Consider the following 20,489-nt stretch of genomic DNA (forward strand, 5'->3'; position numbering starts at 1 on the left):
CTAGGAAACCCAAGAAATCGGGGAATACTTACCGTCCGCCGCCTGCGCCACGCTACACCAGTTGCCTCCGCCGAGTGGTTCAACCCCGCAGATCTTTGTCTCGTGGGAGCACAGCGATGGCGCAGACGGGAACTCCGACGGTATCCACAAAAAGCAAAACCCCGACCAGAGCCGGGGTTTTGCTTTTAAACGGGGCGCCGTTCGTGTCAGCCGGCAGCGCCGATGCCGATATCCTGCTTCTGGCCGAGCGCCTTGAAAACAGTAGAGACGATGCCGGCACGGTCGAGACCGGCGGCGGCATACATCGCTTCGGGCTTGGCCTGCTCCATCCAGATGTCGGGCATGACCATCGGGCGGACCTTGAGGCCGCCGTCGAGCAGGCCGTCTTCAGCGAGAAACTGCAGCACATGGCTGGCGAAGCCGCCGACGGCGCCTTCCTCGATGGTGATCAGCACCTCATGGTTACGGGCCAGCTGGCGGATGAGGTCATGGTCAAGCGGCTTGGCGAAGCGGGCGTCGGCAACGGTCGTCGAAAGGCCGGCGGCATCGAGGTCTTCTGCGGCCAGCAGACAGTCGGCAAGGCGCGTGCCGAAGGAGAGCAGCGCCACCTTCGATCCCTGCTTGACGACGCGGCCCTTGCCGATCTCGAGGATCTGGCCGCGCTCCGGCATTTCGACGCCGACGCCCTCGCCGCGCGGGTAGCGGAACGAAATCGGTCCGGCATCATAGGCGGCGGCAGTGCGCACCATGTGTTTCAATTCCGCCTCGTCGGCGGCGGCCATCACGACGAAGCCGGGGAGTGTGGCGAGATAGGTCGTGTCGAAGGAGCCTGCATGGGTCGGACCGTCGGCGCCGACGAAGCCGGCGCGGTCGATCGGGAAGCGCACGGGCAGCCCCTGGATCGCCACATCGTGCACCACCTGGTCGTAGCCACGCTGGAGGAAGGTGGAGTAAAGCGCTGCAAAGGGCTTGTAGCCTTCGGAAGCAAGACCGGCGGCAAAGGTTACGGCGTGCTGCTCGGCAATGCCGACGTCGAAGCAGCGCGACGGATGGACCTTGGCGAATTTGTCGAGACCGGTGCCGGACGGCATTGCGGCGGTGACGGCGACGATCTTGTCGTCGAAACCGGCTTCCTGCGTCAGCGCATCGGCAAAGACCGAGGTATAGGCCGGGGCATTCGGCTTGGCCTTCGCCTGGGCGCCGGTGATGACGTCGAACTTGTTGACCCCGTGATACTTGTCGGCCGCGGCTTCCGCCGGCGGATAGCCCTTGCCCTTCTGCGTCACCACATGGATCAGCACCGGACCCTTGGCATTGTCGCGCACATTGCGCAGCACCGGCAGGAGATGGTCGAAGGAGTGCCCATCGATCGGGCCGATATGGTAGAAGCCCATCTCTTCGAAGAGCGTGCCGCCGGTGACGTAGCCGCGGGCATGCTCGACAGCGCGGGTGATCGCCCGGTCGACGGTCTTGCCGAGATAGGCGGTCAGCTTCTTACCAACCTCGCGGATGCCCATATAGGTGCGGCCCGAGGCAAGGCGTGCCAGATAGGCGCTCATCGCGCCGGTCGGCGGCGCAATCGACATGTCGTTGTCGTTGAGGATGACGATCAGTCGGGCATCGAGCGCGCCGGCATTGTTGAGCGCCTCATAGGCCATGCCGGCCGAAAGCGCGCCGTCGCCGATGACGGCGATGACGTTGCGGTTCTTGCCGTCGAGATCGGCGGCGACCGCCATGCCGAGGCCGGCAGAAATCGAGGTCGAGGAGTGGGCGGCGCCGAAGGGGTCGTACTCGCTCTCGGCACGGCGGGTGAAGCCGGAAAGGCCGCCTTCCTGGCGCAGCGTCCGGATGCGGTCGCGACGGCCGGTCAGGATCTTGTGCGGATAGCACTGGTGGCCGACGTCGAAGATCAGCCGGTCATCCGGCGTGTTGAAGACCTTGTGGATGGCAATCGTCAGTTCGACAACGCCGAGGCCGGCGCCGAGATGGCCGCCGGTGCGCGACACCGCGTCGATCATTTCCGCTCGGACCTCACCGGCAAGCTGCGGCAGATCCTTGTCGTCGATCTTCTTCAGATCGTCGGGGAAAGTCACCTTGTCGAGCAAGGGAGTAGCCGGCATCGGATTGGTTGGCAGTTGTGTCACGCTGCATGCCTCATGCGCGCCGTGGGGTCAGGCGCGCGATAGTTGGTGGTACCGTCGAAGCGGCTCTTTAGACGCAATCGTTGCTGAATGCAAAATTAGGCGTTCCTGCGTCGTCAACCAAGAGACTAGCGCATGATTCTGTGAATCGAAATCGATTCAAGCGCCATGAGGCAATGTTGCGCGGTTTTATGCGCTTATGCCGTTCTACTTGCGGTCGAGATCAGCTTTCGGGCAGCGGAACAAATTCTTCCTCGTCGCCGGGCACGATGTCGAAGCGGCCGGTGCGCCACTCTTCCTTGGCCTTCTCGATGCGCTCCTTGGAGGAGGAGACGAAGTTCCACCAGATGTGGCGGGCGGAGCCAAGTGCTGCACCGCCGAAGAGCATGACGTGACAGCCCTCAGGCCCGGCGGTCACCGTGATCTCGTCGCCCGGACGGAAGACGAGCAGTTGGTTGTCGGCAAAGTGGTCGCCGGCGATGATCGCCTCTCCGGAGAGAATATAGAGCGCGCGTTCTTCCCACTGTGCGGCAAAGGGGGCGCTTTTGCCCGGAGCGATGTTGAGGTCGACATAGATGGTGTCGGTGAAGACCGAGACGGGCGACTTCGCGCCTTCGAAATTGCCGAGGACCACCCGCGCCTTGATGCCGTCATCGCTCATATGCGGCAGCATGCGCTCCTCGGTGTGGCTGAAAATCGGGTCGATTTCTTCCTTGTGGTCGGGTAGTGCCAGCCAAGTTTGCAAGCCGGAGATCGAGCGGGCGTGGCCGCGCTGGTTTTCGGGCGAGCGCTCGGAATGCACGATGCCGCGGCCGGCGGTCATCAGGTTCACGTCGCCGGGGCGGATCACCATCTCGGTGCCGAGGCTGTCGCGATGCTTGATCTCGCCGTCGAAGAGATAGGTGACGGTCGAAAGCCCGATATGCGGATGCGGGCGCACGTCGATCGCCTCGCCGGCGCGCAGCAGCGCCGGGCCCATGCGGTCGAAGAAGATGAAGGGACCGACCAGGCGCCGCTTCGCCGACGGCAGGGCGCGGCGAACCTGCAGCCCGCCGATATCGCTGGTGCGCGGAACGATCAGATGTTCGATGGCGTCACAGGCGGGTTTGTCGCCGGCGAGCGGATCGGGGCCTGGAAAGAAAGACATGGCGCGTGCTCCCGTTTCTTGCTGTCATATCAATAACTAGCGCCTGCGCGCTGAGGCGGCTAGGGACCAATCCGATACGAAGCGTTTCCGCGGAGCAATCAATCGGCGTCGAGCGGCTCCACGCCCTGCGGTTTGCCGGCCCGGTCGAGGCGGATCTTTTCGATGCGGTCTTCGGCAGCCTTCAGCAGCGCCTCGCAATGCTTCTTCAGCGCTTCGCCACGCTCGTAAATCTCGATCGACTTGTCGAGGGCGACGTCGCCGCGCTCCAGCGCCGAGACGATCCGCTCCAGTTCCTCTACGGCCTGCTCGAAGGAGAGCGCGGAAACGTCCGGTTGCGTGGTGTTGTTCATGGTTACCCTCTCATCAGTCTTGAGATGTGCAGGCCGGCCGATTCGGCCAGGCCCTGAAGGTCATAGCCGCCTTCGAGCAGGCTGACCATGCGGTTGCCGGCGCTGCGGTCGGCGATCTCGTGCAGGCGTCCCGTCGCCCAGTCGAAATCCTCGGCGACGAGGTTGATCTGCGCCAGCGGATCGCGGTGATGGGCATCGAAGCCGGCGGAAATCAGGATGAAGTCCGGCCGGAAATTGGTGAGCGCCGCAAGCACGCGGCTGCGGAACGCCTCGCGGAATTGCTCGCTGCCCATGTTCGGCGACAGCGGCGCATTGACGATGTTGCCCTTGATGCCCGTCTCGTCCTTGGCGCCGGTGCCGGGGTAAAGCGGCATCTGGTGCGTCGAGCAGAAGAGCACCGACGGATCGTTCCAGAAAATGTCCTGCGTGCCGTTGCCGTGGTGCACGTCCCAGTCGACGATCGCGACGCGCTCGGCACCATGGGCCTTCTGGGCGTACCGGGCGGCAATCGCCACCGTGTTGAACAGGCAGAAGCCCATCGCCTTGTTCTTTTCGGCGTGGTGTCCCGGCGGGCGCGCCGCGATGAAGGCGTTGTCGGCCTCGCCGGAAAAGACCGCGTCGACCGCCGCAGTCGCGCCGCCGATTCCGGTCAAGGCGGCTTCGAGGCTCAAGGGGCTGGCATAGGTGTCCGCCTCGAAATGGTTGAGGCCTTCCTCCGGGATGGCGCGCTTGACGTTACGCAGGTGTTCTTCCGGGTGAACGAGCAGAACGAGATCTTCGCTCGCCTTCTTCGCCTCGATCCGTTTGAGATCGGCGAAGTTCGGATGTTCGAGCGCAAGGTTCAGCGCCTTCAGCCGGTCCGGCCGTTCGGGATGCCCCTCCGGAACCTCGTGTTCCAGAAAGACCGGATTTTCATAGAGGAACGTGGTCATGTCGCGAAACCTAGTGCTGTCACCCTGCAAGGTCCATGGCGAGGCAGTCGAAAGGCGGAATTTTCAACAGCGCGGATCGAGCAGCAGTTTGCCGTCGCGGCCCGCATCTGCCTGATGCGCAAGCGCCGCGCCGAGCTGGCTCAATGGATAGATCTCCGCGATCCGGCTGGAAAAGAGACCGGTGCGCAGGCCGTCGAAACTTCTCGCAAAAGCCGCTTCAATCGCCGGTCGCCCGGCCGAATGTACCCATGTGCGCAGCCACAGGAACGAGAAGCGGATATCCGGCCGCGACTGGATCACTGCCTGAGATACCGGCACGCCGCTCAGCGCCCCGTACTGGATGAAGGCGCCGCCGGGTTCGAGGGTGCGAAGAATGAGATCGCCGGCAAACGGACCGCCGACGGCGTCGATGATCGCGTCGAGCCGGAGTTCGGGTATGCGGCTCTCGTCGCCAAGAACGACGTGGCCGGGAACCTCGCTTGCAAGCCGCTCGGCGCTGCGTTGTCTGCGAACGATGCCAATGGCCTTCGCCCCTTCGCCGGCAAGCAGCTTCATCAGCATGCCGCCGATCGCGGACCCTGCCGCCGTGACGCCGATGCGGCGCCGGTCGAGCGCGCCGAAATGCGCGCGCAGCGCCTCGACCAGTTGCAGTGCGGTCAGCGGATTGACGTAGCAGGTGGCCGCATCGGTCTCACGGATGTCGTCGGGCAGTGTGAAACACCATTCGGCCGGTCGCAGCAGATACTCCTGCCAGAGGCCGCTGGCGCCGATCGGTACCACGCGGTCGCCGGGTTTCAGCGAAGTCACGCCGCCGCCGACGCGCGTCACCGTACCGAAGCCCTCGAAGCCCGGAACGAAGGGCAGGGTGGTGCGGGCGCTGTAGGCGCCGGTCACCGGGATGAGATCGGACGGGTTGATGGCGGCAAGCGACAGCGCTACTTCGACGTCGCCCGATCCCGGTGCGACGCGTTCCCGATCGACGACCGCAATCACTTGCCGGGGGTCGCCGAACTGTCTAACGAGGGTGGAGCGCATCGTCGGGGAGCCTCGCATGGACGGCAGGGAGCTGGAGAACGTTACGGAAATCCGTATTCCGTTTCGCGATATAGACATGCACGGCCATATGCACAATGCCGCCTATTATGCCCATGCGGAAGCAGCCCTTTCCAGTCTCTGGCGCCACCGCCCGCATGTGGTGAACGAGCCGAGCTATCTCGTGCGCCGCTCGGCCTGCGTCTATCACCGCGGCCTGCGCTACGACGAACCGGCCCGCTTCACTGTCAACGTAACAAAGATCGGCGGCAGCTCGATCAGCTTCGCCGTCAAGGTCGAGGCGCGCGGCCGACTTGTGGCGGAAGTGGAGGTCGTCTGGGTGGCGGTCGATCCGCAACGCCACACCCCACTGCCGCTGCCGACCGCGACACGGGAATGGCTGGCGGCCTATACGGTCTGAACCAAAGCAATTGCAGGAAAAGTGCGAAGCGGTTTTCCGTCCGCAATTGCGCGCGCTCAAACCGCGCGAAACAGGGCGACGATGCCCATGCCGCCGCCAACGCCCATCATCGCCAGTCCTTCGGTGCCGGCGGGCGCGGTCAACATTTGCGAGAAAAGCCGGACCGTAAGGATTGCCCCTGATGCGCCATAGGGATGGCCGAGCGCGATGGCGCCGCCATCGAGATTGACCCTTTCCTTGGCAATTTCGAGCTGGTCGAGGCTACCAAGCACCTGTGAAGCGAAGGCCTCGTTGAATTCGATGAAATCGACCTTGGCCGGATCGAGCGCGGGTTGCCGCACTTTCAGCTTCTGCATCGCCGGCACGGGGCCGAGGCCGAGAAGGTTGGGGTGGACGCCGGCCGTCGCCGCATCGACGAATTCGAGCGCGAAGGGAACGCGAAGTCGCTGGGCCTCGGCAAGGCTGGTCACCAGCACCACGGCCGCGCCATCATTGATCGGGCAGGCATTGCCGGCGGTCACCGTGCCACCCTCGACGAAGACCGGCTTCAGCCGCTGCAGTGTTTCCATCGACGCGTTCGGACGCGGGCACTCATCGCGAGACACAAAACCCGCCGCCGTCTCGATCGGCACGATCTCGCGGACGAAACGGCCGGCAAGCTCGGCTTCAACGGCGCGGCGATGGCTTTGAAGCGCAAAGGCATCCTGCCGTTCGCGAGAGATCCTACAGGCGGTCGCGACGTTTTCGGCGGCGACGCCCATGTCCGGATCGCCGATCTCGTCCGGCGCCATGCGGGCGCGCTTGACGGGCGCGAGCTCGCCGCCGCGCTCCAGCGGCGGCCTCAGACGGATATGCGCGCGGCTGGCGCTCTCGGTCCCGCCGGCCAGGTAGAAGCGGCCGGCACCCGCCTGGATCATCCGCGCCGCGAGCGTGATCGCCTCCAGCCCGGAGCCGCATTGCCGATCGACGGTCACGCCCGGCGTCGAGACCGGCAGGCCTGCTTCGAGCGCTGCGAGCCGGGCGAGATTGCCGGCGCTGTTTGCGGCATTGCCGAGAATGACGTCGTCGATATCGGTCGCTTCCAGCCCGACATCGCCGAGAATACGGGCGATCAGCGGTGCTGCCAGCTGCGAGGGTTCGATATCGCGAAGCGTGCCGTTGACCCGGCCGATTGGTGTCCGGAGCGCGGCAATGATCACCGGTGTGCGTGCCGGCTCAGTCGATGAGTTCGAGAGCATCGTTTCCATCCGCGATCCATTGCCTGAGCGTGCCCGCAGCCACCTTGCCCGACTGCGTCATTGGCATCTTCGGGCAGAGCCAGATGCGGCGCGGATGTTTGTAGCGCGGCAGATGGGCAGCGAGATGACGCTCAAGTGCGCATCGGTCAAATATGCTGCCCTCCGGCTCGATGACGGCGACGAGTTCGCTGCCGAGGTCCGGATGATCGAGCCCGAGGACGAGCGCAGCGTGAACGTCAGGGTAGGCGACAAGTGTCGCCTCCACTTCCTGCGGGTAGATGTTGTTGCCGCCCGACAGAACCATACCGCCGGCGCGCCCGAGAAGATGAAGCATACCGTCCTCGTCGACGAAGCCGATGTCGCCCACCGTCGCAAGCTCGCCAAGACGACGGAAGCCGGCGCCATCGCTTTGCCCGACATAACCGTCGGAGATGAGGGCGCTGTCAACGAAGATCGTCCCTGTTTCGCCTGTGGGCACTTCGTCCCCTTTGTCATTGCGAATGCTGAGCGCAACGCCGGGGAAGGCGCGGCCGACGGCGGTGGCCGAAGCGGTGTCATCCCTTGTTGCGACGCTGATGAAGCCCAGCTCCGAGGCGCCGTAATATTCGATGACCTCCGCCTTCGGAAAAGCGAGTGCGGCGACGGCGCGATCGCTCGCCGTCAGTTTGGCGCCGGCGACGGTGATATGTGTGACGCAGGCCTGCGGTCTGTTCGTGGCCGCTGCGCAGAGCCGCCGCAGCATCGTCGGTACCAGCACCAGGCGTTGCACTTTCTCCGTCTCGATGATGGTCAGCGCTCGCGCTGCGTCGAAATGAGCCGCCCCGATGAATTCGGCGCCGGCGCCGAGCGTTTCGGCGAGCGCGTAGAGCGTCAGCCCGTGCGCCAGCGGGCCGGGAGCAAAGGTGCGGGTGCCATGGTCGATGCCGAAAAAGCGCGCGCCGGTGGCCAGGCTCCTGCGCCACGAGCCGCGATCACGGATGATCGCTTTCGGCGCGCCGGTCGTTCCCGAGGTGAAAACGACCAGAAACGGCTCGCCGTCCTCCCCGACTGCGAGCGGTGCTCGATCTCCACCGTCCTCCTCGATGAAGGATCGCGTCTCGCCGCTTGCCGGAGCGTGAAGAGACAAGTCCGCGCCATTGGCGCTGACGATCAGATCGGGAGACAAGCGGTCGCGCATGGCCTGGCGGGTTGCGGCCGGCAGATGCGGGTCGATGAGCGCGACACAGTTACCTTGGCTGGTGGCGGCGAGAAAGGCGGCGGCGAAGAGTGGATGATTGCCGGCCTCAAGTACGATCAGGCATGCGCGGCCGCCAAGCACGCTGCGGTGCCCGGCAACCCCCGCCAAATCGTCGAATGCCGCAACGAGCTGTCCGGCGAAGCGCTTCAGCTCATCGAAAGTGAAAACCCGGCCCTCCATACGGAAGGCCGGGGCATACGGATGTTCGTCCGCGTGGCGATGGATCGCGGCGGCAAACGGCATCGGCTCAGGCGCGTGCCGGCAGCAGCGGATAGCCGGCGTAGACGGCGCGGGCTGCCAGCGTTGCGATCGCTGCCTTCAAGAGGTCGCCCGGGATGAAGGCGAGCGAACCGGTGGCGACGGTCAGGAGCGGCGTGCCGGTAACCGCCGAAACCCAGGGCATGCCGATTGCATAAAGCACGACGACGCCGCCGAGGACGGAGGCGAGGAAGAAGCCGATGAACTGGCGCGTTTCCGCCTGGCCCTCGCGCACCGCGCGCTCGGCAATCAGGCCGGTGACGAAGGTGGCGACGACCCAGCCGATGATGAAGCCGCCGGACGGGCCGGCCAACACGGCAAGACCGCCGCGACCGCCCGAGAGCACCGGCAGGCCGATGGCGACCAAAAGCAGGAACAGCAGAAAGGCGAGTGCGCCGCGCTTGGCGCCGAGAATGCACCCGGCGAGCATCACGCCCATCGACTGGGCGGTGATCGGTACCGGAATGAAGCCGAGCGTGATCGGCGGAATGAGGCCGAGCACGACGACGATCGCGGCGAAGAGGGCGATGAGGACGAGATCTCTGGTGTTCATGACGTTCGGTTCCCTGTGTATTAGATTTTTCGCATCTATTGGCGACGAAATCCGCGCGCGTCAATTGCCGCAGCGATGGTATCGGCATCTTTGAGCGTCAGGATGATCAGCGGCCCGATGATCGTCAACGGTCGGATCGGCAGGCCGCGGGCGCGGTGCGCCTCGCGGATCGCCTCGTAGCGCGCGAAGATGTCGGGCACGAAGCGCAGCACCAGCCCGAGCGCCAGGCTGACATCGGCCGCCCGCAGCCAACCCAGCCGTTCGAAAGGGGTCAAGAGTACAGTGATCTCGTCCATGAAGGCGCTGATCGTCGTCGTCGCCGTGACGGCGGCCGCAAACAGCACCAGGGCCATCAGCCTCAGCGTCAGGGTCGCGACCTCGCCGACCGGCAGCAGAAAAAGGTTGACCGCGGCCAGAAAGAAGATCGTCAGGAAGACGATGCCGACGCGCGCGATTGCCTCCTTCAGGGGGAGCCCGACGGAAAGATAGAGGCCGGCGGCAAGGACGAAGGCGATCGCCTGCAGCACCAGTGAACCGCTGAGGAAGAGGACGATGCTCAGGGCTACGAGTGCAATGAGCTTCACTCTCACCGGCAGGCGGTGCAGCAGGCTGTCGCCTTCGATGTGCAGGCTCGTCAGCATCCGGCGATCTCATGGTAGCGGCGGATCGTCTCGCGCGGGTCGCCGTCGGCCGCAAGCCGCCCCTCGTGGAAGAGCAGCAGCCGGTCGACGTTTTCGACGAGTGCAAGATCGTGGGTGATCACCACCGTATCCTCCGGCAGCCCCTCGATCGTTTCGGCGACGCGGCGTCGATTGCGCAGGTCGAGCTGGTTCGTCGGCTCATCGAGGATGAGGATTTTCGGATCGGTGACGACGACGCTTGCCATGGCGACGAGCTGCGTCTCGCCGCCCGAAAGCTCGTGCACACGCCGTCGTGCCAGATGTTCGATACCGAAGCGCGACAGCGCGCCTTGCATGCGGCGGTCGATTTCCTCGCGAGGAAGCCCGCGGTTCTTCAAGCCGAAGGCGATGTCCTCGGCAACGATGGGCATGATCAGCTGGTGCTGCGGATTCTGGAAGATAAAGCCGGCTTCGGAAAGCACGGCGCGATCGTCTTCGACCGTGTTCAGCCCGTTGACCGTCACTCGACCCGAGGAAGGCTTGACCAGGCCATTGATCAGCCGGGCGAAAGTGGTCTTGCCGGAACCGTTGAGACCGATGATACCGACGCGCTTTTCACTGAGCGCCAAGTTCAACGGGTGCAAGGCCACCCGCTCGCCGAAGCGGACCGCGCAATCGGTAAAGCGGATGTCCATTCCGTCCCTCGCTATCTTCGGCCCGCGCCGTTTTCGGGGTGCTCTATAGGCCAAGTCCGGCAACAAGGGCAATGCGGTGGCGCGGGACCGAGATGCGGGCGGAACACGGCGCATACATTTCCTCATCCTGCTCCAGTTTGAATTATGGGAATAAAAGCCTATTCTTATCGCCATGACGATTCGCCTTTCCAACAGCGACGCCCGTCGCATCTTCCTCGCCAAGCAGGGCCTTTCCGGCGCTCCGAACCGCGCGCTCGGCAAGGAGGGGCTGCTGAAGCTCATCCACGACATCGGCTTCGTGCAGGTGGACAGCATCGCCACGGTCGAGCGCGCCCATCACCAGATCCTGTTTGCTCGCAACCAGACCTATCGCCGCGAACATCTGACGGCGCTTCTGGAAGATGATCGAGACCTGTTCGAGCACTGGACGCACGACGCCTCGATCATTCCGAGCAGCTTCTTCCGCTACTGGAAGCACCGCTTCAAATGGGAAGGCGAGACGATCGTCGAGCGCTGGCAAAAATGGCGCGGCGAGGGCTTCGAGAAGGGCTGTGACGAGACCTATCAGCGCATCGCCGAGGGCGGACCGGTGCTGGCGCGCGACCTCAAGGAAGCCGAGCACGAATCCGGTGGCTGGTGGAACTGGCACCCCTCGAAGACCGCACTCGAAGTGCTCTGGCGCACCGGAAAACTGGCGATCGCGCGGCGTGAGAATTTCCAGAAGGTCTATGATCTGACCGAGCGGGTGATCCCGCCGCATCATCAGGATGGCGACGTCAGCCACCAGGAATTCATCGATTGGGCTTGCCGCAGTGCGCTCGAACGCCTGGGCTTTGCCACCCACGGCGAGATCGCCGCCTTCTGGGATCTCGTATCCCCCGACGAGGCGAAGACCTGGGTTGCCGAGCATCGCGATGAACTTTGCGAAGTGTTGATCGAGGCGATCGATGGTGGCCGCCCGCGCGCCGCCTTCGCCTTCACCGGTTTTCCGCAAGCGCTCGGCAATATTCCCGAACCGCCGGGCCGTGTCCGGGTGCTCAGCCCCTTCGACCCACTGCTGCGCGACCGCAACCGCTCGGAGCGCCTGTTCGGCTTCTTCTATCGCATCGAGATCTTCGTGCCCGAGGCCAAGCGCGAATACGGCTACTATGTCTTTCCACTGATCGAAGGTGACCGAATGATCGGCCGCATCGACATGAAGGCGGACCGCAAGCGCGGCAGCCTCGACGTGCGCAAGCTCTGGCTCGAGACGGGCGTCCGCGCGTCGGCAGGCCGCCTGGAGCGCATCGATGCGGAGCTCGAGCGTGTTGCCCGTTTTGCCGGCGTCGAAAAAGTGGAGCGCCTCGAAGGCTGGGACGCATCGCTTACGTGATATTTTCCTTGGCTTGAACCCGCGGCCTTCCTAAATGGAGGCGATAGAATTTCTCGACGCGGGAGCGCACCACCATGAACACCGATCTGATGAGCCTCTTCGATGCCGACGAGGCAACGATCCGCAAGGTTCTCTCGGAGACGCTCGCCGGCGCCGACGACGGCGAGCTCTTTCTTGAACATGCGCAAGCCGAGGTGCTGTCCTTCGACAACGGCCGTCTGAAGGGCGGCAGCTTCAACACCGACCAGGGTTTCGGTCTTCGTGCCGTCGCCGGAGAAGCGGTCGGCTACGCCCATTCAGGCGAGCTTTCGCTGTCGGCGCTTCGCCGCGCCTCGGATGCGGTGGCGCAGGTCACCCGCGGCTATGCCGGCTCCTATGCGGCCGCGCCGCAGCGCACCAACAAAAAGCTCTATGGCGACGAGAACCCGATCGGCGAGCCGAGCTTCGAGGCGAAGGTTGCCCTGCTGCAGGAGATCGACGCCTATCTGCGCGCCAAGGATCCCAAGGTTCGGCAGGTGACGGCGTCGATCGCGGCAAGCTGGCAGGTTGTCGACATCCTCCGCGCCGACGGCCACCGCGTGCATGACGTCAGGCCGATGACCCGCATCAACATCTCCGTCGTCACCGGTGACGGCGATCGCCAGGAAAGTGGTTCCTTCGGCACCGGCGGGCGTCGCGGCTTCGGCGATTTCGTCACCGAGGAAAACTGGAAGACGGGCGCCGATGAGGCGCTGCGCCAGGCGCTTGTCAATCTCGAAGCGATCGATGCGCCGGCCGGCACCATGGACGTGGTGCTTGCCTCCGGTTGGCCGGGCGTCATGCTGCACGAAGCCGTCGGCCACGGCCTCGAAGGCGATTTCAATCGCAAGAAGACGTCGGCCTTTGCCGGCCTGATGGGCGAGCAGGTCGCCGCCAAGGGTGTCACCGTCGTCGACGATGGCACCATCGAGGCGCGCCGTGGTTCGATCTCGATCGACGACGAGGGTACGCCGTCCGGCTACAACGTTCTGATTGAGGACGGCAAGCTCGTCGGCTACATGCAGGACCGGCAGAACGCCCGGCTGATGGGCATGACGCCCACCGGCAATGGCCGCCGCCAGGGCTACGCCCATGTGCCGATGCCGCGCATGACCAATACCTACATGCTGTCAGGCGAGAGGACGCCGGAGGAAATCATCGCCTCGGTCAAGAAGGGCATCTATGCCGTTTCCTTCGGCGGCGGCCAGGTGGACATCACCTCCGGCAAGTTCGTCTTCGGCTGCACCGAGGCCTACCTGATCGAGAACGGCAAGATCGGCGCGCCCGTGAAAGGCGCCATGCTGATCGGCAACGGTCCGGACGCGATGAAGCGCGTGACCATGGTCGGTAACGACACCAAGCTCGACACCGGCATCGGCAATTGCGGCAAGGCCGGCCAGTGGGTGCCAGTCGGCGTCGGCCAGCCGCATCTGCGCATGGATCAAATCACGGTCGGCGGCACGCAGGCGTAAGATTGCATGGCGGTCTTCAAGCTGTCATTTCCGTCGCCGGAGACCGCCACGCCAAGCCACGAACTCAGGTTCAACGGGGATGCTGGCGAGATCGTGCGGCGCCGCGGAAGATGAGCGCGAGGAGGGATTGCTCCTTGGCTACACCGAGGAGCAATGTGACTGGTGGCCCGCCAATCGTTTCCGCAGGATCATCGCGGAAACATGACGAAGGCTGCCTCTGTCGCCGCCTCCGCTCACCCGCGTGACGGCAGCATCATGCAATCATAGGAGCGCTGCTTGAGCGCATCGCAGGCGGCCGCTGCCGCATCACGGCTCGAGAACCCGACGAAGCGGGCGCGGTAGATGGCATTGGCGCCCTTGCCGACAGCTTCAGTGTAGGGTGTGGCTCCGGCGAGGGGAGCGCCGGCTTCGGAGCGTGCCTGAGCGAGCAGCATGCGGGCTGCCTCGGCAGACGGTGCCGCTGAAATCTGGATCTGCCAACCGCCAGCTGCAGCCGGTGCCGCCGCCGTCGTTTCGATCTCAGCCACCTCGGTGGGACGTTCCGCAGGTATAGCGGCTGTGGATGTTGCCGCAATCAAAGCGGCAACGGAATCCTGCTTCGTCCGCTGGGGCGCGGCAAAGGGCATTGGAACGTCCAATGTCGCGGCCGACGTCACCTCGACCACCTTCCCGCCGCGGGTGGACGCGACCAGCTGCCGCCCGATCTTAGTCGAAGCCTTGCCGACATGGCGATCGAGAAGTGCCGCCATCTTGGCATCGCGGCTGCGCGCCGACCGCCCACCGAGCACGACGCCGACCACCCGGCGATTGCCGTCCTTGACGGCGCTGACGAGATTGAAGCCGGAAGCGTTGGTATAGCCGGTCTTGATGCCGTCCATGCCCTCGTAGCGATACATCAGATTGTTGTGGCCGCGGACCTTGCGGCCGCGGAAGCTGAAGCTCTCGGTGGCAAACAGCCGGTATTCTCTGGGAAAGTCGCGCATCAGCGCGACGGCAAGCGTCGCCATCTCACGCGCTGTCGTCACCTGCTGGCTGGCCGGCAAGCCGGAGGCGTTGGTGAAGACCGTCTTGCGCATGCCGAGCTGCCGCGCCTTGGCGGTCATCATCCGGGCGAAGTTGGCCTCGGAGCCTCCGAGCCTTTCCGCCATCGCCGTCGCCGCGTCGTTGCCTGAGCGCACGATCATGCCGAGCACGGCCTCGCGAACCGTGATAGTCATGCCGGACTTGAGGCCGAGGCGCATCGGTGGCTTGGCGGCGGCTGCCTTCGAGACCTTGATTTTGCTGTCCCACGAAAGTTCGCCGCGCCGCAGCGCCTCGAAGGTCATGTAGACCGTCATCATCTTGGTCAGCGAGGCCGGATGGTTGAGCACGTCAGGGTTTTCGGCCGAGAGGACTTTGCCGGTGCGCGCATCCAGTACCAGCGAGGCGGTTCCGGCGATTGCCGTTGCGGACCCAAGCGCGAAAGCGAAGATCGCAAGCAGGAGGCAGCGCAAAGTTTTCATGTCGATCCCCGTCGGAAAGCGCCGTCGGCCGGGCGCAAAGCTGTTTCGTTTTGTGACAAGGTGCGTGTCTTTGTTGCAACTTTAGGGCGGAATGTGGCGGTCCCGCCCTGTTTTCGGGGCCGTGGTAAATGGCCAATGAATGTCCTCTCCGTTCAACAAGGTTTAACGCCCTCGCCGTTAACTTTCCAGGCCTGTATGCCGCGGGGAAACATGGGGCCGAACATCAAGAGCACGATCGCGACAATTGTTCGCCGCGCCGCCATCGCCGGCGGACTGGAGGTCGCCGGAGGGCTGAGCCGCGTCGGGCTGATGGGTGGTGCGCGCGGCAAGGGGGCGATCTTCACGCTGCACCATGTCCGGCCGAGGCTTGCGCGTGCCTTCGATCCCAACGCCCATCTGGAGATCACGCCGGAATTCCTCGACGCAGCTTTGACGACACTGAAGCGTGACGGCTATCGCTTCGTCCCGCTCGAACAGTTGCCGGATGCGCTGGCCGCCGGAGGCGGGCCGATCGCCTGTCTTACGCTTGATGACGGCTACCGGAACAATCTCGTGCATGCGCTGCCCGTGTTCGAGCGCCATGCCGCACCCTTCACCGTGTTTGTCACTGGGGGCTTCATCGATCGAACCCATACGCTCTGGTGGGAAACGCTCGCCGACGTGCTCGCGACGAAGGAGACGCTGCGGTTCGACTTCGGTCACGGTGTCGAGACGCTGCCAACGCATACGACTGCGGACAAGCAGACGGCCTTCAATCGTGTCGCGGCGGTCGTTCATAGCCGCGATGAAGCGACGGCCATTGCATTGCTGAACGCCGTAGCGATCGAACACGGCATCGATCCGCTGGCGATTACCGAACGGCTGACTTTGGATCAGACAGGGCTTCGGCGGTTGATCGAAAGCCCGCTGGCCAGCCTCGGCGCGCACACGATCAGCCATCGCTCAATCGCGCGCCTGAGCGGCGACGACGCAAGGCGAGAAATTCGCCAGTCGGCGGAGCGTGTCGAGGCCATTACCGGCCGGCAGCCTCTGGCCTTCGCCTATCCCTATGGCGACGCACCAGCCGTCTCGGCACGCGATCATCGCATCGTCGCCGATCTCGGTTTTTCCCTCGCGGTCACCACCCAGCCCGGCACGCTCGTCGAACGCGCGAAATTCAGCCTTCATGCGTTGCCGCGCATTTCGCTGAATGGTCATTTCCAGCGGGCACGTTACGTCTCGGCGCTGGCGTCCGGCATCCCATTCCGCTTGGCGGGCGCCTGAACGGCCGCCAATTAAGGGTACATGCGCACCTTTTCCCAGCCGCCTTCGGGTGTTGCGCGACGGAACTCCATCCGGTCATGCAGCCGGAACGGGCGGTCGTGCCAGAATTCGATCGAGGTCGGGCGGATGCGGAAGCCGGACCAATAGCTCGGGCGCGGGATCTCGCCGAGTGCGTGGCGGGCGGTGTATTCGGCGACGGCCTTTTCCAGTGCGAAGCGGCCTTCTAGCGGGCGTGACTGTTTCGATGCCCAGGCGCCGATGCGGCTGCCGCGCGGCCGGCTCTTGAAGTATTCGTCTGCCTCTTCGTCGGTCACGATCTCGACCGGACCGCGCACGCGCACCTGACGCCTCAGGGATTTCCAGTGGAAGCACATGGCTGCCTTGCGGGCGCCAAGGATTTCCTGGCCCTTCTGGCTCTCGAAATTCGTGTAGAAAACGAAGCCGCGTTCGTCGAATCCCTTCAGCAAGACCATGCGGACGTTCGGCAATCCGTCGCTGTCGACGGTGGCAAGCGCGACCGCGTTCGGGTCGTTGATTTCGCTGCCTTCCGCGTCCTTCAGCCATGTGCCAAACAGGGAAAAGGGCTCATTTGATTCGGTGAAGTCACCGCTTGTTAACTCATTCGCCGCCATTATTGCCTTCCAATGCCGTGATGTCTGGCGCGGAAATGCTTCGGGATGAACCCGACCGGTGTTTCCGCATCAAAAATGTCGGAGCCTGTACGTTGACCTTCTCGAGCAGCGTGCGGCTCCAGCGAGTCTGACAGGATTGCCGTGCAAGACATAGCAAAGTGGATCGATACCAAGAAGGGGTATTCCTTCGCCTTGCTGCGTAGCGCGGCAATTTGCCTGCCGGTCCTGGTGCTTTCTGGCTGCATGGGCGCGGGCCTCGATTTCTTTGGCAGCGGCGTCGACCGCACGGTCGCGACGGGTACCGTTCCCGTCGCCAAGACCTCCGATGGCCTCTCCGACGCCGTGATGGTCCGCAATGCCGTGACATCGGCCGAACTCGGTGGCGGTAGCATCAACCCGATCCCTTGGGCCAACGCGACTTCTGGCAGCGCCGGTGTCATCAGCATCATTCAGGAAGACCGCGCGAGCGGCATGCTCTGCCGCCGCTTCACCACGACGCGCCATTCCTACGAGGGCATCGCAAAGTTCGACGGCAGCACGTGCCAGGGCGGCGATGGCGCCTGGTATCTGACGAGCTTCGGCCCGCGCGCCTGAGATAGCGCTCGGAAATTCGCGATTAACCACAATTCTCTAAAAGTGCGAACGATCGTCCGCGACGCTCATTCCAGAGCCGGTGGCGCCGTTGCGGCTAACCACTATTTAGCAAGTTCTCCAGATCATCGATGCTCAGTGGACGGGCGACAATGACGCCTTCATTCGGGGCATAAGGCGGGCATCAAGGAGAGGCCGCCGATCAGAGAAGATGGTAGAAGCCATGCGTGATCCCTATGCGATCCTCGGTGTCCGGCGCAACGCCGGGCAGGACGAAATCAAGGCGGCCTGGCGTTCGCTGGCAAAGGCCGTGCATCCGGACCATAACCAGGACGACCCCACTGCCGCCGAGCGCTTTGCCGAGGCAGGCAAGGCCTATGAGCTTCTGCGCGATCCGAAGCTCAGGAGTCGCTACGACTATGCGCGCCGCGAGGCCGAGCTTCGTCGCATGGAGGCGATGAAGGCAAAGATGCGTGGCAATGTGCAGGAGGAGGCGCCCGTCGACGCGGAGACCGCCGAGGACGCCATCTCGCAGATCTTCGGCGCCGAAGCACGTGCCAAGTCGGCCCGGCCATCGCCGAAGCCGGCGGCGAACCCATCGCCCAAGCCCGCGCCGAAACCGACAGCGGCCAAGGAGCCGGAACGCACGGCTCAAGCTGCCGAGGTAAAGCCTGAACCCGCGGCCGAGGCGCAGCCGGAAGCCGTCGCCAGGACGGATACGCCGCTCATGCAGCGCGCCGCAGCGCCCGCAGCCGAACTCGTCGCAGCCATCGTCCGGCGCATCCGCGGCCGCGCAGCAAAGACCGCCGAGAAGGTGCCCGACCTTACCGTCGATCTGGCTGTCAGCATCCGGGACCTGATCAATCGCCAGCGCTTGACTGTCGAACTTCCGGATGGCGAGAGCCTGAAGGTTCAAATTCCCCCGGGTGCCGTCGATGGGCAGACCATTCGCCTGGCGGAACAGGGTTATCGCGTCACCGGCATGAGTCGCGGCGATGTCGTCGTCACGCTCAGGGTCGATCAGAGCGGCACCTTCCGCACCCGTGGCCTTGACCTGCTCACGACCCTACCGATCGATCTGCAGGGTGCTGTCCTCGGCTGCGAGGAGCGCATCGAGACGCCGGTTGGTCCGGTCACCGTCGTCGTGCCGGCCTGGTCCGGTTCGGACAAGATCATCCGTCTCGCAGGCCAGGGCCTGCCCGGAACCTACGGGACCCATGGCGATCTCCTGGTGGAGCTGCGGCTGGTCCTGAAAGACACGCCGGATGAGAAGGTGACCGATCTGATGAAGTCGCAGCGCGACGGATTCTATCTGTGACGGTCGATTTGTGACAGTTCGCTGACACTTTGAACCAATATTACGGGGACTAACAGTTCCTGATCTCAGGCGCGCTTGAACCACCCTTGCCACTATGCCATAGGCAATTCTCGACAATTTGCCGCACCCGTTCGGTGGGGTGTCTATGACATTTGTGAACTTTGGCACCGGCGCCGGCCGTTGCTGGAAATAGTATTGGGGACTTACCATGGCTCAGGCATCCGGTCTGATGAAGGGCAAACGCGGCGTCATTATGGGCGTTGCAAACAACCGTTCCATCGCATGGGGCATTGCCAAGGCCATCCACGCGCAGGGTGGTGAAGTTGCGTTGACCTATCAGGGTGATGCGCTCAAGAAGCGCGTCGAGCCGCTGCTCGCCGAGATCGACGGCTTCATGGCCGGCCATTGCGACGTTAGCGACGAAGCCAGCATCGACGCCGTCTTCGATACGCTCGAAAAGCAATGGGGCAAGATCGACTTCGTGGTGCACGCGATCGGTTTCTCCGACAAGGACGAACTCACCGGCCGCTACGTCGATACCTCGCCCGAGAACTTCGCCAAGACGATGCAGATTTCGGTCTACTCGTTCACCGCGGTTGCCCGTCGTGCTGAAAAGCTGATGACCGATGGCGGCTCGATGCTGACCCTGACCTACTACGGCGCCGAAAAGGTAATGCCGAACTACAACGTCATGGGTGTCGCCAAGGCTGCGCTCGAAGCCAGCGTGAAGTACCTCGCGGTCGACCTCGGCCCGAAGAACATTCGCGTCAACGCCATCTCCGCCGGCCCGATCAAGACCCTGGCCGCCTCCGGCATCGGCGACTTCCGCTATATCCTCAAGTGGAACGAGTACAACGCGCCGCTGCGCCGCACCGTGACGATCGAGGAAGTCGGCGACGTCGGCCTCTACATGCTCTCCGACCTCTCGCGTTCGGTCACCGGTGAAGTCCACCACGCCGACAGCGGTTACCATGTCGTCGGCATGAAGGCGGTGGACGCGCCCGATATCTCCGTGCTCAAGGACTGATCGGCACGGCTTGCCGGTTCGACGGCCCCGCTGCCCGGAGACATGTTGTGCTGATCTATGTGATCCGTCACGGACAGACCGACTGGAATGCCGAAAGCCGGCTCCAGGGGCAGAAGGACATCCCGCTCAATGATTTCGGTCGCCAGCAGGCGACCGGCAATGGCGCAGCACTCGCCGGTATCCTCGGCACCGACGCCGCGCATTTCGATTTCGTCGCGAGCCCGCTTGGCCGCACGCGCGAGACCATGGAGCGCGTGAGGCTGGCGATGGGGCTCGATCCCGCCGCCTACCGTACCGACGAACGGCTGAAGGAGGTATCCTTCGGTGACTGGGAAGGGCACACGCTTCCCGAGCTCAAGCGCTCGGCGCCGCAAAGGATCGCCGAACGGCGCGCGGTGAAGTGGGACTTCATTCCGCCGGGACCTGATGCCGAGAGTTACGAAATCCTGTCCTGGCGTGTTGCCGCCTGGCTAAAGGACGTGACGAAGCCGACCGTCTGCGTCAGCCACGGCGGTGTCATCCGATCGCTTTTCAAGCTCTTTGGAGAAATGGAGGCCGAAGAGGCTGCGTCTGCGGCGATCCCGCAGGATCGCCTTCTGCGCATTTCCGGCGGTGCCATCGGCTGGATCTGACGGCCGGAACGATAACCCGCCCCAAAGCAATGCCAGGA

General features: G+C 64.1%; 20 protein-coding genes. 8 read left to right on the forward strand and 12 right to left on the reverse strand.

Annotation, left to right across the window (positions count from 1 at the left end):
- Nucleotides 1-206: 206 nt before the first annotated feature.
- From dxs to ACTJKE_RS01140, 5 genes are all read right to left on the reverse strand, one after another.
- Nucleotides 207-2,120, reverse strand: a complete 1,914-nt coding sequence (dxs, locus tag ACTJKE_RS01120) for a 1-deoxy-D-xylulose-5-phosphate synthase (protein ID WP_057250732.1) — start codon at nt 2,118-2,120, stop codon at nt 207-209.
- A 244-nt stretch (nt 2,121-2,364) separates the two neighbouring features.
- Entirely contained in the window at nt 2,365-3,288 is a 924-nt protein-coding gene (locus tag ACTJKE_RS01125; RefSeq protein WP_057250730.1) for a pirin family protein, read from the reverse strand.
- Nucleotides 3,289-3,386: 98 nt separating this feature from the next.
- Nucleotides 3,387-3,638, reverse strand: coding sequence for an exodeoxyribonuclease VII small subunit (locus ACTJKE_RS01130; RefSeq protein ID WP_057250728.1), 252 nt, complete (start codon nt 3,636-3,638; stop codon nt 3,387-3,389).
- Between the two features lie 2 nt (nt 3,639-3,640).
- Complete coding sequence (locus ACTJKE_RS01135; protein WP_058325476.1) at nt 3,641-4,570, reverse strand: histone deacetylase family protein; 930 nt, start codon at nt 4,568-4,570, stop codon at nt 3,641-3,643.
- Nucleotides 4,571-4,633: 63 nt separating this feature from the next.
- Nucleotides 4,634-5,605, reverse strand: a complete 972-nt coding sequence (locus ACTJKE_RS01140; protein WP_440659842.1) for a zinc-dependent alcohol dehydrogenase family protein — start codon at nt 5,603-5,605, stop codon at nt 4,634-4,636.
- Nucleotides 5,606-5,621: 16 nt separating this feature from the next.
- Between ACTJKE_RS01140 and ACTJKE_RS01145 the strand changes: the two genes are divergently transcribed.
- Entirely contained in the window at nt 5,622-6,023 is a 402-nt protein-coding gene (locus tag ACTJKE_RS01145) for an acyl-CoA thioesterase (protein ID WP_440691052.1), read from the forward strand.
- Nucleotides 6,024-6,079: 56 nt separating this feature from the next.
- Here ACTJKE_RS01145 and ACTJKE_RS01150 read toward each other — a convergent pair whose 3' ends face one another.
- From ACTJKE_RS01150 to ACTJKE_RS01170, 5 genes are read right to left on the reverse strand one after another with little or no spacing between them, the layout of a single operon-like run.
- On the reverse strand, nt 6,080-7,261 hold the full coding sequence (locus tag ACTJKE_RS01150) for a thiolase family protein (RefSeq protein ID WP_440659897.1): 1,182 nt from the start codon (nt 7,259-7,261) through the stop codon (nt 6,080-6,082).
- Nucleotides 7,239-8,741, reverse strand: coding sequence for a class I adenylate-forming enzyme family protein (locus tag ACTJKE_RS01155; RefSeq protein ID WP_440659841.1), 1,503 nt, complete (start codon nt 8,739-8,741; stop codon nt 7,239-7,241). The genes ACTJKE_RS01150 and ACTJKE_RS01155 overlap by 23 nt, the downstream gene beginning before the upstream one ends.
- Nucleotides 8,742-8,745: 4 nt before the next feature.
- Nucleotides 8,746-9,309 carry a biotin transporter BioY gene (locus tag ACTJKE_RS01160; protein WP_440659840.1) on the reverse strand — a complete coding sequence of 188 codons (564 nt, stop codon included), beginning with the start codon at nt 9,307-9,309 and terminating at the stop codon, nt 8,746-8,748.
- A 35-nt stretch (nt 9,310-9,344) separates the two neighbouring features.
- On the reverse strand, nt 9,345-9,950 hold the full coding sequence (locus ACTJKE_RS01165) for an energy-coupling factor transporter transmembrane component T family protein (protein ID WP_082615825.1): 606 nt from the start codon (nt 9,948-9,950) through the stop codon (nt 9,345-9,347).
- Nucleotides 9,944-10,624 (reverse strand): energy-coupling factor ABC transporter ATP-binding protein, encoded by a 681-nt coding sequence (locus ACTJKE_RS01170; protein ID WP_057250717.1) that lies wholly within the window; start codon nt 10,622-10,624, stop codon nt 9,944-9,946. Before ACTJKE_RS01170 ends, ACTJKE_RS01165 begins: the two co-directional genes overlap by 7 nt.
- Nucleotides 10,625-10,796: 172 nt before the next feature.
- Between ACTJKE_RS01170 and ACTJKE_RS01175 the strand changes: the two genes are divergently transcribed.
- Nucleotides 10,797-11,996, forward strand: coding sequence for a winged helix-turn-helix domain-containing protein (locus ACTJKE_RS01175; RefSeq protein WP_440659838.1), 1,200 nt, complete (start codon nt 10,797-10,799; stop codon nt 11,994-11,996).
- 74 nt (nt 11,997-12,070) lie between these two features.
- Complete coding sequence (tldD, locus tag ACTJKE_RS01180; RefSeq protein WP_057250713.1) at nt 12,071-13,486, forward strand: metalloprotease TldD; 1,416 nt, start codon at nt 12,071-12,073, stop codon at nt 13,484-13,486.
- 233 nt (nt 13,487-13,719) lie between these two features.
- On the opposite strand, the gene ACTJKE_RS01185 is transcribed toward tldD, so the two are convergent.
- The gene (locus tag ACTJKE_RS01185; protein WP_373419807.1) at nt 13,720-14,979 is read right to left on the reverse strand and encodes a D-alanyl-D-alanine carboxypeptidase family protein; all 1,260 of its coding nucleotides are present in this window, start codon (nt 14,977-14,979) and stop codon (nt 13,720-13,722) included.
- Between the two features lie 231 nt (nt 14,980-15,210).
- On the opposite strand from ACTJKE_RS01185, the gene ACTJKE_RS01190 reads away from it, so the two are divergent.
- A complete protein-coding gene (locus ACTJKE_RS01190; RefSeq protein WP_057251091.1) occupies nt 15,211-16,251 on the forward strand; it encodes a polysaccharide deacetylase family protein in 1,041 nt (346 codons plus the stop codon).
- Between the two features lie 11 nt (nt 16,252-16,262).
- On the opposite strand, the gene pdxH is transcribed toward ACTJKE_RS01190, so the two are convergent.
- Nucleotides 16,263-16,883 carry a pyridoxamine 5'-phosphate oxidase gene (gene pdxH / locus ACTJKE_RS01195; protein ID WP_057250709.1) on the reverse strand — a complete coding sequence of 207 codons (621 nt, stop codon included), beginning with the start codon at nt 16,881-16,883 and terminating at the stop codon, nt 16,263-16,265.
- Between the two features lie 141 nt (nt 16,884-17,024).
- Here pdxH and ACTJKE_RS01200 point away from each other — a divergent pair, with 141 nt between their 5' ends.
- The 4 genes from ACTJKE_RS01200 (at nt 17,025) to ACTJKE_RS01215 (ending at nt 20,451) form a co-directional block, all read left to right on the forward strand.
- Entirely contained in the window at nt 17,025-17,477 is a 453-nt protein-coding gene (locus ACTJKE_RS01200; RefSeq protein WP_057250707.1) for an RT0821/Lpp0805 family surface protein, read from the forward strand.
- A 208-nt stretch (nt 17,478-17,685) separates the two neighbouring features.
- The gene (locus tag ACTJKE_RS01205; protein ID WP_057250705.1) at nt 17,686-18,792 is read left to right on the forward strand and encodes a DnaJ C-terminal domain-containing protein; all 1,107 of its coding nucleotides are present in this window, start codon (nt 17,686-17,688) and stop codon (nt 18,790-18,792) included.
- Between the two features lie 208 nt (nt 18,793-19,000).
- On the forward strand, nt 19,001-19,819 hold the full coding sequence (fabI, locus tag ACTJKE_RS01210; RefSeq protein ID WP_057250703.1) for an enoyl-ACP reductase FabI: 819 nt from the start codon (nt 19,001-19,003) through the stop codon (nt 19,817-19,819).
- A 47-nt stretch (nt 19,820-19,866) separates the two neighbouring features.
- Nucleotides 19,867-20,451 carry a histidine phosphatase family protein gene (locus ACTJKE_RS01215; protein WP_058320385.1) on the forward strand — a complete coding sequence of 195 codons (585 nt, stop codon included), beginning with the start codon at nt 19,867-19,869 and terminating at the stop codon, nt 20,449-20,451.
- Nucleotides 20,452-20,489 lie beyond the last annotated feature (38 nt).

Source organism: Ensifer sp. 22521 (assembly GCF_052044795.1).
GTDB lineage: Bacteria > Pseudomonadota > Alphaproteobacteria > Rhizobiales > Rhizobiaceae > Ensifer.